The following is a 13,392-nucleotide window of genomic DNA, read 5'->3' on the forward strand; positions in this document are numbered from 1 at the left end:
CGCACCCGGCGTGCGGCGCCAGATCCTGAGCCACGATCCGACGATGATGACCGTCCGCGTGGCGTTCGAGAAGGGGGCGGTGGGTGCCATGCACCAGCACGTCCACACCCAGGTGAGCGTGGTCGAACGCGGCGTGTTCGACGTCACCATCGCCGGCGAGACGCGACGGCTTCACCAGGGCGACATCTATCATGTGCCATCCGACGCGGTGCATGGCTGCGTTGCCCTGGAGGAGGGAGCGCTCATCGACGTGTTCACGCCGAGGCGGGACGAGTTCCTGGCCTGACCGCGGGGCACCGGCACGGACGGCAACGTCCCTTGCCATACCCATTGGCGCCTGCGTTGCACCTTCCTGGAAACAGCTTGGTGAGGCGCCTGCATCCCACCAAGATGCGCCGCCAGCAGGGTCGAGGCAGAGACGGTGCGGATGGCCGGGTCGAACGTTGAGCTACCGGATCCGCCCCACCATCCAGGCTCGACGTTCCTGGCCTGGTGGCGCGGACATCGCTCGGCCGTCAGGGCCGCGGCGGACGACAAGCCCACGCAGCCGACCTCGGCCGGCCTCGCCACCTGGATCCTCGGCAGTGCCGTCCTGGGCCTGCTGGTCGGCATCCTGATCGGCGAACGCGCCAGCCTCCTCCAGCCGCTGGGCCTGGCCTATGCGAAGATGCTGGAGATCTCGGTCTTTCCCTACCTGATCTGCTCCCTGCTCCTCGGCCTTGGGGGTCTCGCACCCGAGCGCGCACCGCGCCTGCTGCGGTCGAGCTGGCCGATCTACCTGATCGTCTGGGCCACGACGCTCGCGACCCTCTTCCTGCTGGGCCTGGTCATTCCGAGCCCGCCCTTGCCGAATCTCCTGACGCCGGGGAGCCAGCCCGCCACCGCGGCCAACCTCATCGACCTGCTGATCCCGGCCAATCTCGCCTCGTCGCTCTACCAGAACGCCGTGCCGGCCATCGTGGTGTTCGCCATCCTCTTCGGCATCGCCATCCAGTCCAATCCGCAGAAGACCAGCTTCCTTGACGCGATGGAGGTGCTGCGCAAGGCGAGCGTCACGATCTGGACCTGGGTCGTCTATTTCGCGCCCGTGGGCGTGTTCGCTCTGTTCGCCAGCACCGCCGGCACGGTCGACCCCAAGGTAGCCGACAGCCTCCTGGCCTACATGGCCCTCTACCTCCTGGGCACCTTCCTCCTAGCGTTCGTGGTGATCCCGCTGGCACTCCGCCCGTTCGTGTCGCGCGGCGCCCGCGAGATCCTGGCCGAGTTGCGCCCGGCCCTAACGCTCGCCCTGGTCACGACCCTCTCGGCGGCGGCCCTGCCGCAGGTCCAGAAGGTCGCCGAACGCCTCCTGGCCGAGCGGGGCGTCACCGGCGAGGAAGCCAAGGACGTCGTGCGGGCGACCCTGTCCTTGAGCTACGTGCTCTGCCAGCTCGGCAACTACTTCATCGCCCTGTTCGTGCTCTACCTGAGCTATCATTACCGTGCCCCGCTCTCGCTGGGCGATATGGTGCTGCTCCCCTTCATGACCCTGCTGGCCGGCATCGGCTCGCCCAGCGCCTCGGTGGAAGCGGTGGCCTTCCTGGCGCAGTGGCTGAACCTGCCGGCGGACGCGCCCAACCTCTACATCGAGACGATGACCGTCACCCGTTACGGCCAGGTTGCCCTCTCGGTCATGGGCTTCTCCTTCGTCACGCTCGCCGTGCCGATGATCTATTTCGGCTGCGAACGTTGCCGGACCCGTGGCTTCCTGCCCGCCCTCGCCGGGGGCCTCGTCCTGTTCGGCGCGATCGTGCTGGGCGGCCGGATGATCGAAAGCCGCCTGTTCCCCTCGCCAAGCGACGCCGCCATCCTGGCACGCACCCTGGCCCCAGGAACGACTGACGGCGTCACGGCGGTCGTCCATCGCGAGCGTCCGGCCGCCCTCGCCACGCTCGATGGGGCTGCCGACCTCGAGGCGATCCGACGGCGCGGCCAGTTGCGGGTCGGCTATGGCGCCGACATCGTCCCGTTCAGCTACGTCAATGGCCAGGGCGACCTGGTCGGCTATGACGTCGCCGCCGCCTACCGGCTGGCCCGCGCGCTGCATGTCGGCATCGAGTTCGTGCCGGTCACCTGGCACACGCTGGAAGCGGACGTCGACCGCGGCCTGTACGACATCGTCATGGCCGGCGCCTATGCGACGTCGGAACGGCTGCGCACGATGGACGTGTCGAGCTTCTACCTGACCAGCCCGCTAGCCTTCATCGTGCCGTCGGCCGCAGCACCGCGATTCCTGGCCTATGATCTCATCGCCGCCCGCGACGGCCTGCGCCTCGCCATCTTCAAGGACCCGGTGCTGGAGCCGCTGGTCCGCGACATGTTCCCGCGCGCCGATATCCGGATCCTGCCGTCCTACGACGTGCTGCCGGACGATCCGTCGATCGACGGGGCCTTGTGGACGGCAGACCAGGCGGCCGCCTGGACCAGTGCCCGCAGCGGCTATACCGCCGTCGTGCCGCAGAACATCGGGGCGCCGTTGCCACTGGCCTACCTGCTGCCCCGCGGGTCCGACGACTTCGTCCGCTACGTCAATCTCTGGCTGGCGCTGGAACAGGCGCAGGGCCTGCTCGCCGACCAGGTCGACTATTGGATCCGTGGCCATCCCCGGCCGGAGCCAGACCACCGCTGGAACGTCCTGGACGACATGATCCTGCCATTCGCGGCACGCCATGGCTGGATCGGCAGCATGGCAGGCTGACCCGGCTAGCGCTCGCCCAGCAGCTCGAACACCGTCTCCGTCCGCACCCTGCCGGGCAGCTCGATCGTGCCGTGCGGACGGAAGGTGAACGCATCGGCCGCCCGCTCATGGGTCGCCTCGGACACCAGGATGCGCGTGCCCAGCCGCTTGTTGGCCGCCTCCAGCCTGGCCGCCAGGTTCACGGCGTCGCCGATCACCGTGTAGGTGCGCGACTGCTGTGGGCCCAGGCTGCCGGCGATCACCTCGCCCGTCGCGATGCCGCAGCGAATCTCGATCACGTCGGCCTCGGACAGGAGCTTGAACTCCTGCCGGATCCGCTCGCGCAGGCTGCCGAGCTGGGCCCGCTGCGCCAGTGCCGCGCGGCAGGCCAGCACCGCCGGCTCGCCCTGCGGCGTGAACACGGGCGACCAGAACGCCATGATGCCGTCGCCGATATACTTGTCCGTCACCCCCTGGTTAGCGCCGATCGGGGCCGACATTTCCTCCAGATAAGCGTTCAGGAACGCGACGATGCCGGACGGCGGCAGGAGCTCGGACAGCCGGGTGAACCCCTGCAGGTCCAAAAAGGCGATCGTGGCGATCTGCCGGCTGCCCTCGTCGATCTGGTCGGCCTGGTCCAGCAGCCGCTCGACGATCCGGGGATCGATATAGGAGCCGAACAGCCGCTTCAGCTTGCGGCGCTTTCGCTCGCCAGAAATATCGGACAGCACCGCGATGACGCCGCCCGGGCTCTCTGCTTCCCCGTGCAGGACGGTCGTGCGCACCATCAGATCGCGGATACCCTGCGGCAGGATCAGCGCCACCTCGCGCTCGTGGGTGACCGCCGGCTCGTAGATCGCCTCCAGCAGCACCTCGTTCAGTGGCTCGAACGCCTCGTCGAGCAGGAACAGCTCGGCATAGGAAGAGCCGACTGCCTCGTCCGGCACCTGCCCGAGCAGGCGCCCTGCTGCCGGGTTCATCGTGATGATCCGGCCTTCGAGGTCGAGCGTGATGACCCCGTCCTGGAGGTCCTTCAGGATCCGCTCGTGGATCTGCAGCTCGACCGCCAAAACCCCACCCCGCGCACGCAGCTTGTCCTGGCGATCATGGACAAGTCGATCCGGGGAGTCACCAGTAACGACGAGGCGGTGTGGGAAGCTGGTCTGCAGTTGTCTCCGGGCGTGGCCTTGTCGGCGATTTCGGCAGCCCGTCAGCCGAGCTACCCCCACATGGTCGCCTACTTTGTGAGCTTGATCACACCGAACCTGTGAGGTGGATCACAGGCATGGCCGCGAACTCTGATATCCTCGTCTGTCAACAGGTCAGCGGGAGCATTGCCCTGCTGATCGGTAGTCCGTCGAGGTGCCAGATGTACCAGGCCGAGATCAAGGTGGAGCACGGTTCATGCATTGATCGGATGCCCCGACGTCTGGCTGTCGTTCTGCAGCCGAATGGCGTCGACTGGGAGCTTTTCGAACCGTTCGTGTATATTACACGATATGATCTGACGATCGTCGTGCCGGCCGGGTTCAAGACCGACTTCGGTTCTGTTCCCCGCCTGTACGCCACCTATGCCTTGTTCGGTAATGTCGGCCATGAAGCCGCGACCGTGCATGATTTCTGTTATCGGCGGCCTCTCGGTGCGAACGTCTCGCGCGAAGTCGCCGACGAGATCTTCCAAGACGCGCTGCTCGACAGCGGCGTTGCCCGCTGGAAGGCCCGGCTGATGTGGCTGGGAGTCCGGATCGGCGGCCACCGCAGCTACCGGACCGACCTGATCATGGCCTGATCCGGCTCGCGTCCTCTTAGGGTGCCGCTTGCTTGTCCTTGCCAGGAAGCCGCCGCATCGTGACGAGCGGACAAGCGCGAGCGAAGGCAGATTGCGTCGTCCGGACATCCTGGAACGGCGTGCATGCAGATTCGCCACCTCGCCTATTTCGCAGCGCTCGGCCGCGAGCTCCACTTCGGTCGCGCCGCACAGGCCTGCAACATCACCCAGTCGACCCTGTCCGCCGCGATCCGTCAGCTGGAGGAGGAGGTGGGCGCCCCGCTGGTGGAGCGCGACCGGCGATTTCGCGACTTCACGGCGGAAGGGCGCGTCCTCCTGGACTGGGCGCGCCGGATGCTGGCCGAGCGGGAAGCGCTCGACCAGGACATGAGCGCGCTGCGCAAGGGCCTCTCCGGCCATCTGCGGATCGGCGCCATTCCGATGGCGCTGCCGATCGTGGGCCTGGTCACCACGCCGATCCTGGAAAACTACCCGGGCGTGCGCTTCAGCGTGGCATCGCGCACCTCGATCGAGATCCAGCGCGGCCTGGACGAGTTCCTGTTCGAGGCGGGCCTCACCTATCTCGACAACGAGCCGCTCCACGGCGTCAGCTCGGTGCCGCTCTATCGCGAGCGATACCTGCTGGTCACGCCTGCCGACGGGCCGTTCGCCGGGCGCCGGGACGTCACTTGGGCCGAAACGGCGATCGTGCCGATGTGCCTGCTGACACCCGACATGCAGAACCGGCGGATCCTGAACGGCATCTTCAGCGAGGCCGGCCTGAAGCCCGAGCCGCGACTCGAGACCAACTCCGTCATGGCGCTCTACTCGCAGATGCGCACCGGCGCCTGGTCGAGCGTCCTTCCGCACTCCTTCCTGTGGGTGTCCGGCACGCCCCCCGGCATGATCACGCTCCCCCTGGTCCAGCCGGCCCGCAGCCACGAGATCGGCCTCGTATTCCGCAACCAGACTCCCCTGCCGCCGCTGGTCGAGGCTCTTCGAAAAGCGGCATTGGGCCTGAGGCTACAGGATGTCGTGGATCAGGCCATGCCGGCGTGATCGCTTCCTTCGATCAGGCCATCGAATTATCCCGTTTGAACATTCCGATGGATGGGCAGATAGAACCGTTCAAACCTGGACATCGCGGGGAGGCGATGCGTTTGGTCGCGCAGCGTCGCTATCTTGATTTCGACACGGACCTGGTCCGCACCGTGGCACTGGAACACAAGGATCTGGAAGGCCCGCTCCTGCCGATCCTTCACGCGCTGAACGACCGGTTCGGCCATGTCGATGCCCGTGCGATCCCGATCGTCGCCGATGTCCTGAACCTGTCGCGCGCGGACGTGCACGGGGTCGTGACCTTCTACCACGACTTCCGCCACGAGCCGGCCGGCAACCACGTCATCAAGCTCTGCCGTGCCGAGGCCTGCCAGTCCATGGGCTCCGACCGCATCCTGGAGTCGCTGGAAACGGCGCTGGGCATCCGCCTTGGCGAAACGACACCGGACGGAAGGGTGACCCTGGAGCCGGTCTATTGCCTGGGCCTGTGCGCGACCGCCCCTGCCGCCCTCGTGGATGGCGAGGTGCATGGTCGGCTGGATCAGGCCGCCGCCATGGCGCTCGCTTCGGAGGCACGCGCGTGACGGCCGTACGCATCTTCGTTCCCCAGGACGCCGCCGCCCTTGCCGTGGGTGCGGGACGTGTCGTGTCCGCCATCCGGGCCGAGGCGCTGAGCCGCGGGCTCGCCATCGAGATCGTGCGTACCGGCAGCCGCGGCATGTTCTGGCTGGAGCCGCTGGTCGAGGTCGACCTGCCGGCTGGCCGCATCGGCTATGGCAAGGTGACGCCCAAGGACGTGCCGGGCCTGTTCGACGCCGGCTTCCTCCAGGGTGGCAAGCACCCGCTCTCCGTCGGCATCGTCGCCGACCTGCCCTGGCTCATCTGCCAGCAGCGCCTGACCTTCGCCCGCTGCGGGATCACCGCGCCGCTCTCGCTCGAGGACTACCAGGCCCATGGCGGCCTGGTCGGGCTGAAGGCGGCGCTGGCCATGGCGCCTGCTGCCATCGTCGAGGAAGTGACGAAATCCGGCCTGCGTGGCCGCGGCGGCGCCGGCTTTCCGACCGGCATCAAGTGGCGCACGGCCGCTGCCGCCGAAGCCGACCGCCGCTACATCGTCTGCAACGCGGACGAGGGCGACAGCGGCACCTTCGCCGACCGGATGCTGCTGGAGGGCGACCCCTTCCTCCTGATCGAGGGCATGGCGATCGCCGGCCTGGCGGTCGGCGCGGAAAAGGGCTTCGTCTATATCCGCTCCGAATACCCGCACGCCTTCAAGACCTTCTACGAGGCGATCCGGATAGCGGAGGAGGCCGGGGTCCTGGGATCCGACATCCTGGGCAGCGGCAAGGCGTTCCACCTGGAAGCGCGGCTGGGCGCTGGCGCCTATATCTGCGGCGAGGAAACCTCGCTGCTGGAGAGCCTGGAAGGCAAGCGCGGCCAGGTCCGCAAGAAGCCGCCGCTCCCGGCCATCGAGGGCCTGTTCAACAAGCCCACCGTCATCAACAACCTCCTGTCGCTGGCCGCTGTCCCGACCATCCTGGCCGAGGGCGCGGATTTCTATCAGGCCTATGGCGTCGGCCGCTCGCGCGGCACCATGCCGATCCAGCTGGCCGGCAACATCAAGCATGGCGGCCTGATCGAGCGCGCCTTCGGCCTGACCCTGCGCGAGCTGGTCGAGGATCTAGGTGGCGGCACGCTGACCGGCCGGCCGATCCGCGCGGTCCAGGTCGGCGGTCCCTTGGGCGCGTATTGGCCGACCCATCTGTTCGACACCTGCTTCGAGTACGAGGCCTTCGCCGCCAAGGGCGGGATGATCGGCCATGGCGGGATCGTCGTGTTCGACGATACCGTGGATCTGGCCAGGCAGGCGCGGTTCGCGCTGGAGTTCTGCGCCATCGAGTCCTGCGGCAAGTGCACGCCCTGCCGGATCGGCTCGACCCGTGGCGTCGAGGTGATGGACCGGATCATGGCCGGGCAGGACGTGGTGAACCAGATCACCCTGCTCCAGGACCTGACCGAGCTGATGCGCGACGGCTCGCTCTGCGCGCTGGGCGGCCTCACGCCGATGCCGGTCATGAGCGCGCTCACCCACTTCCCCGAAGACTTCGACCGTGCGCCCCTGGCGCAGGCTGCCGAGTAGAAGGACCGACATCATGAGCCTCATCAAGGAGCAGGATTTCGGCACCCCCGCCGTTCCCCTGGAGAAGATCGGCGGCGAGCTCATCAGCCTGGAGATCGACGGCAAGGAAGTGCTGGTGCCGATGGGCACCTCGGTCATGCATGCGGCGGCCGTGGCCGGCGTGTCCGTCCCCAAGCTCTGCGCCACCGACACGCTGGAAGCCTTCGGCTCCTGCCGGCTGTGCCTGGTCGAGATCGAGGGCCGTCGCGGCACGCCTGCGTCCTGCACGACCCTGGTCGAGCCGGGCATGAAGGTGACGACCCAGAACGACCGGCTCGCCAAGCTGCGCCGCGGCGTGATGGAGCTCTACATCTCCGATCATCCGCTGGACTGTCTGACCTGCTCGGCGAACGGCGACTGCGAGCTGCAGGACATGGCGGGTGCCGTGGGCCTGCGGGAGGTCCGCTACGGCTATGACGGGGCGAACCACCTCCGCGAGACCAAGGACCAGAGCAACCCCTACTTCACCTTCGAACCGTCCAAGTGCATCGTCTGCTCGCGCTGCGTGCGCGCCTGCGAGGAGGTCCAGGGCACCTTCGCGCTGACGATCCAGGCGCGCGGCTTCGATTCCAAGGTGTCCGCCAGTGCCGGCGAGCTGTTCTTGGACAGCGAATGCGTCTCCTGCGGCGCCTGCGTCGACGCCTGCCCGACCGCCACGCTCATGGAGAAGAGCGTCATCGATCACGGCCAGCCCAATCGCAGCGTGATCACCACCTGCGCCTATTGCGGCGTCGGCTGCTCGTTCAAGGCGGAGATGCAGGGCAATACCGTGGTCCGGATGAGCCCGCACAAGGACGGCAAGGCCAATCACGGCCATAGCTGCGTCAAGGGCCGGTTCGCCTGGGGCTACACGACCCACCGGGACCGCATCACCAAGCCGATGATCCGCTCGTCCATCCACGAGCCCTGGCAGGAAGTCTCCTGGGAGACTGCCATCAACCATGCGGCCTCGGAGTTCCGCCGCATCCAGGGCAAGTATGGCCGCAACGCGATCGGCGGCATCACCAGCTCGCGCTGCACCAACGAGGAAACCTTCCTCGTCCAGAAGCTGATCCGCGCCGGCTTCGGCAACAACAACGTCGATACCTGCGCCCGCGTCTGTCACTCGCCGACCGGCTATGGCCTCAAGACGGCGTTCGGCACCTCGGCCGGCACCCAGGACTTCGATTCGGTCATGAAGTCCGACGTCATCATGGTGATCGGCGCCAACCCGACCGACGGCCACCCGGTCTTCGGCTCGCGGCTGAAGAAGCGGCTGCGCGAGGGCGCCAGGCTGATCGTGATCGATCCGCGCCGGATCGACCTCGTGCGCACGCCGCACGTCCAGGCCGAGTACCACCTGCAGCTCCGCCCCGGCACGAATGTCGCCGTCGTCAATGCGATCGCGCATGTCATCGCGACCGAGGGCATGATCGACGAGGCGTTCGTCGCCGAGCGGTGCGATCCCGCCGACTTCGCGGTCTGGCTGGACTTCATCAAGCGGCCCGAGAACGCACCGGAGGCCGTCGAGGCCATGACCGGCGTGCCGGCCGCGCAGATCCGTGGTGCCGCGCGCCTCTACGCGATGGGCGGCAACGGGGCCATCTATTACGGACTGGGCGTCACCGAGCACAGCCAGGGCTCGACCATGGTGATGGGCATGGCGAACCTCGCCATGGCGACCGGCAATCTGGGTCGCGACGGCGTGGGCGTGAACCCGCTGCGTGGCCAGAACAACGTGCAGGGCGCCTGCGACATGGGCTCGTTCCCGCACGAGCTCTCGGGCTACCGGCACGTATCCGACGACGCCACCCGGCACATGTTCGACCAGGTCTGGGGGGTCACCCTGGACAAGGAGCCTGGCCTGCGCATCCCCAACATGCTGGATGCCGCGGTCGACGGTTCGTTCATGGGCATCTACATCCAGGGCGAGGACATCGCGCAGTCCGATCCCAACACCCAGCATGTGACGGCGGCGCTGGCGGCCATGGAATGCGTGGTCATCCAGGACATCTTCCTGAACGAGACCGCGAACTACGCTCATGTCTTCCTGCCCGGCTCCTCCTTCCTGGAGAAGGACGGCACCTTCACCAACGCCGAGCGCCGCATCTCCCGCGTCCGCAAGGCGATCCCGCCGATGGCCGGCAAGGCCGACTGGGAAGTGACCGTGGCCCTGGCCGAGGCGCTGGGCTACCCGATGCCCTACAAGCATCCGTCCGAGATCATGGACGAGATCGCGGCGCTCACCCCCGGCTTTGCCGGCGTGTCCTACGACAAGCTGGACGCGATGGGCTCGATCCAGTGGCCCTGCAACGACGCGGCTCCGCAGGGCACGCCCACCATGCACGTGAACGGCTTTGCCAGAGGCAAGGGCAAGTTCGTCGTCACGGCCTATGTGCCGACCGACGAGCGCACCGGCCCGCGCTTCCCGCTCCTGCTCACGACCGGCCGCATCCTCAGCCAGTACAACGTGGGCGCCCAGACCAGGCGTACCGCCAACTCGGTCTGGCACGACCAGGACGTCCTGGAGATCCATCCGCACGATGCCGAGCATCGCGGCATCCGCGACGGCGACGTGGTCATGCTGGCCAGCCGCTCCGGCGAGACCGCGCTCACCGCCCGGATCTCCGAGCGGATGCAGCCGGGTGTCGTCTACACGACCTTCCACCATCCCTTGAGCGGGGCCAACGTCGTCACCACCGACAATTCCGACTGGGCCACCAACTGTCCGGAATACAAGGTGACGGCGGTGGAGGTGCGCCAGACCAACCATCAGTCGCATTGGCAGGAAGAGTACGAGCAGTTCCGCCAGGACACGCGGAGGATCGCCACGGTCGCCGCCGAGTGAGCGAGGCTGTCCTGGATCGACCGGTGCGCAAGCGGCGGCGTGGCCATCCGGTCATGCCGTCGCGGATGGTGCGCCGCTTCCAGGACGGCCATTTCGTCGAGCGGAGCGAAACCATCGCCGGTGAGTGCGCCACGGCGATCGTCTATAACGGCGTGTCCTTCTCGGTCATGATGACCACGCCCCAGCACCTGGACGAGTTCGCGATCGGCTTCACGCTGGCCGAGCAGATCGTCCAGCACGTGGGCGAGATCACCGGCATCGAGATCGAGGATGTCGTGCTCGGCGTGGAGATCCGCCTGTCCATCCCGCAAGGCCGCATGGACAAGCTTTTGGAGCGCCGCCGCATGGTGATCGCCGGCACGTCCTGCGGCATGTGCGGCATCCTCAGCATCGAGCGGGCGCTGCGGACCCTGCCGGTCCTGCCGCCCTCGCCGCCGATCCGTGCCCGCGTCGTGCAGGAGGTCCTGGCGGCCCTGCCCGCGCGCCAGTCGATCAACCACGAGACCGGTGCCGCGCATGCCGCCGCGTTCGTCGCGAACGACGGCGAGATCGTCCTGGTTCGCGAGGATGTCGGCCGCCATAACGCGCTGGACAAGCTGACAGGGGCCATGGCGCGTGCAGCGCTCGAGCCCGCCAACGGCTTTCTTCTCCTCACCAGCCGCTGCTCCACTGAGATGGTCCAAAAGGCTGCCATCGCCGGCTTCCCCATTCTTGTCGCGATTTCCGCCCCCACCACGCTTGCCGTGGAACTCGCCGACGCGGCAGGCCTGACGCTAATCGGGTTCGCCCGCCCGTCCGGCTTCAACATCTATACCCACGACTACCGGATCACCGGCTGATGAACCACGACCGCCTGGTCAAGATGGCCAACCAGATCGCCACCTTCTTCGCCACCCAGCCGGGCGACCAGGCGAAGGCGACGGCCGAGCACATCCGCGCGTTTTGGGACCCGCGCATGCGCAAGGACATCAAGGCGCATGTGGAGGCGGGCGGTGAGGGGCTGGATCCGGTAGCGCTGGCCGCCGTGCGCCTGATCATGGATGCCGAGACGGCCACGACCAGCCACTGACGCACCACGTCGTCCTTGCACGGATATTGCTTCGTCCGGGGGAGCCGCTGCCAACTCCTGGCGACCTGGCGAAGGAGCGATGCCGTGACGTCTTCCGTCTATCCTGTCGACGAGCGGCTGCCCGTCCCCAAGCTTCTGCCGCTGGCCCTGCAGCATGTGCTCGTCATGTATGCCGGTGCCGTGGCCGTTCCGTTGATCGTCGGCCGCGCGCTGCAGCTCTCGCCCGAGGACGTCGCGTTCCTGATCAGCGCCGACCTGTTCGCCTGCGGCCTCGTCACCATCATCCAGAGCCTGGGCCTGCCAGGCATCGGCATCCGGTTGCCCGTGATGATGGGCGTCACCTTCGCAGCCGTGGGTCCCATGCTGTCCATGGCCGCCGATCCGCAGGTGGGTCTGCTCGGCATTTACGGTTCGGTGATCGCGGCCGGCATCTTCGGCACGGTCATCGCACCCTTCGTCAGCCGCCTGCTGCCGCTCTTCCCGCCGGTGGTGACCGGCACGATCATCCTGGTGATCGGCATCTCGCTGATGCGGGTCGGCATCAACTGGGCGGGCGGCGGCCTGCCGATGCTCACCCGGGTCATCGATGGGCAGACGGTGCAGGTCCCAAACCCGGCCTATGGAGCCCTTGACGGCCTCGCCATCGCCGCCTTCGTCCTGCTGGTGATCCTGGCCCTGATCAAGTGGGGCAAGGGCTTTGTCGCCAACGTGGCCGTGCTCCTCGGCATCCTGGCCGGCACCGTCCTGGCGGCCCTGCTCGGCCGCATGCAGTTCGACAAGGTCGACACCGCTCCATGGCTCGGCGTCGTTCTGCCCTTCCACTTCGGGATCCCCGAGTTCCACCTGGTCCCGATCCTCACCATGTGCATCGTGATGATCGTGGTGATGATCGAATCACTCGGCATGTTCCTGGCGCTCGGCGACATTACCCATAGGGAGGTCGACCAGAACGCGCTGACCAGGGGCCTGCGGGCCGATGGCGTGGGCACGCTGCTGGGCGGCATCTTCAATACCTTCCCCTACACCTCCTTCTCCCAGAACGTGGGCTTGGTCGGGGTCACCGGCGTGCGCTCGCGTTGGGTCACGGTGGCCGCTGGCGTCATCATGCTCTGCCTGGGCCTCCTGCCCAAGATGTCGGCCCTGGTGGAGGCCGTACCGCAGGTTGTGCTGGGCGGGGCCGGCCTCGTCATGTTCGGCATGGTGGCCGCGACCGGGGCACGCATCCTCGGCGCCGTCGACTTCCGTACCAACCGCTTCAACCTGTTCATCGTCGCCATCGCGGTCGGCTTCGGCATGATCCCGCTGGTGGCCCCGGCCTTCTTCAGGAACCTTCCCCACGGTCTGCACCCGCTGCTGGAATCGGGGATCCTGCTGGCGGCGATCGCCGCCGTCGCGCTGAACGCGTTCTTCAACGGTCTGGCAGGCAAGGAGACGGCGCGCGCGCATGCGTCGGCCAGCGCCGCGGCGGCCGACCACGCCTGAGCTGACGACGTCAGTCCGGGGGCCTGCCGGCCGGCTCGTCCGTTTGACCGAGCCAGGCCCGGAACAGCTGGTGGCCCAGGGCCAGCACGATCGGCCCCACGAACAGGCCGATCAGCCCATGGGCCAGCAGCCCGCCCAGCACGCCCAGCAGGATGACCGCGAGGGGCACGTCGCTGCCGCGGCCGATCAGCAGCGGCCTCAGCACATTGTCGATCATGCCCACGAGCAGGCACCAGGCAAGGAACAGGCTGGCGGTGGCCGTGTCGGCAGTGGAGTACATCCAGATCACGGT

General features: G+C 67.5%; 13 protein-coding genes. 11 read left to right on the forward strand and 2 right to left on the reverse strand.

The genetic code is table 11. The features are described from left to right. Positions 1-286: cupin domain-containing protein (locus tag VHL31_RS23500; protein ID WP_329663685.1), on the forward strand; the 286-nt coding region annotated here is incomplete at its 5' end. A 141-nt stretch (positions 287-427) separates the two neighbouring features. Beyond that, on the forward strand, positions 428-2,737 hold the full coding sequence (locus tag VHL31_RS23505; protein WP_329663686.1) for a cation:dicarboxylate symporter family transporter: 2,310 nt from the start codon (positions 428-430) through the stop codon (positions 2,735-2,737). 5 nt (positions 2,738-2,742) lie between these two features. Here the strand turns inward: VHL31_RS23505 and VHL31_RS23510 are convergent, their stop codons facing one another. Further along, complete coding sequence (locus VHL31_RS23510) at positions 2,743-3,786, reverse strand: adenylate/guanylate cyclase domain-containing protein (RefSeq protein ID WP_329663687.1); 1,044 nt, start codon at positions 3,784-3,786, stop codon at positions 2,743-2,745. On the opposite strand from VHL31_RS23510, the gene VHL31_RS23515 reads away from it, so the two are divergent. The 9 genes from VHL31_RS23515 to VHL31_RS23555 all read left to right on the forward strand — a co-directional run bounded on the left by VHL31_RS23515 (position 3,763) and on the right by VHL31_RS23555 (position 13,100). Next, positions 3,763-3,987, forward strand: a complete 225-nt coding sequence (locus VHL31_RS23515; protein WP_329663688.1) for a hypothetical protein — start codon at positions 3,763-3,765, stop codon at positions 3,985-3,987. The two genes, VHL31_RS23510 and VHL31_RS23515, sit on opposite strands and share 24 nt — an antisense overlap. A gap of 14 nt (positions 3,988-4,001) precedes the next feature. After that, the gene (locus VHL31_RS23520; RefSeq protein WP_329663689.1) at positions 4,002-4,505 is read left to right on the forward strand and encodes a DUF1353 domain-containing protein; all 504 of its coding nucleotides are present in this window, start codon (positions 4,002-4,004) and stop codon (positions 4,503-4,505) included. 123 nt (positions 4,506-4,628) lie between these two features. Continuing rightward, positions 4,629-5,543, forward strand: a complete 915-nt coding sequence (locus tag VHL31_RS23525) for a LysR family transcriptional regulator (protein ID WP_329663690.1) — start codon at positions 4,629-4,631, stop codon at positions 5,541-5,543. A gap of 95 nt (positions 5,544-5,638) precedes the next feature. Then, positions 5,639-6,127: a formate dehydrogenase subunit gamma gene (locus VHL31_RS23530; protein ID WP_329663691.1), complete on the forward strand. Its 489-nt coding sequence runs from the start codon at positions 5,639-5,641 to the stop codon at positions 6,125-6,127. Continuing rightward, positions 6,124-7,683, forward strand: a complete 1,560-nt coding sequence (locus tag VHL31_RS23535; RefSeq protein ID WP_329663692.1) for a formate dehydrogenase beta subunit — start codon at positions 6,124-6,126, stop codon at positions 7,681-7,683. The genes VHL31_RS23530 and VHL31_RS23535 overlap by 4 nt, the downstream gene beginning before the upstream one ends. A 13-nt stretch (positions 7,684-7,696) precedes the next feature. Further along, positions 7,697-10,549, forward strand: coding sequence for a formate dehydrogenase subunit alpha (gene fdhF, locus VHL31_RS23540; protein ID WP_329663693.1), 2,853 nt, complete (start codon positions 7,697-7,699; stop codon positions 10,547-10,549). After that, positions 10,546-11,388, forward strand: a complete 843-nt coding sequence (gene fdhD / locus VHL31_RS23545; RefSeq protein WP_329663694.1) for a formate dehydrogenase accessory sulfurtransferase FdhD — start codon at positions 10,546-10,548, stop codon at positions 11,386-11,388. The genes fdhF and fdhD overlap by 4 nt, the downstream gene beginning before the upstream one ends. Then, positions 11,388-11,618 (forward strand): formate dehydrogenase subunit delta, encoded by a 231-nt coding sequence (locus tag VHL31_RS23550; protein ID WP_329663695.1) that lies wholly within the window; start codon positions 11,388-11,390, stop codon positions 11,616-11,618. The genes fdhD and VHL31_RS23550 overlap by 1 nt, the downstream gene beginning before the upstream one ends. A gap of 84 nt (positions 11,619-11,702) precedes the next feature. Then, on the forward strand, positions 11,703-13,100 hold the full coding sequence (locus VHL31_RS23555; RefSeq protein WP_329663696.1) for a nucleobase:cation symporter-2 family protein: 1,398 nt from the start codon (positions 11,703-11,705) through the stop codon (positions 13,098-13,100). A 10-nt stretch (positions 13,101-13,110) separates the two neighbouring features. Here VHL31_RS23555 and VHL31_RS23560 read toward each other — a convergent pair. Next, positions 13,111-13,392, reverse strand: a 282-nt coding sequence (locus tag VHL31_RS23560; RefSeq protein WP_329663697.1) for an AI-2E family transporter, incomplete at its 5' end; no start/stop codon positions are given.

The sequence above is a fragment of the Geminicoccus sp. genome, assembly GCF_036263595.1.
In the GTDB taxonomy this organism is placed as follows: Bacteria; Pseudomonadota; Alphaproteobacteria; order Geminicoccales; family Geminicoccaceae; genus Geminicoccus.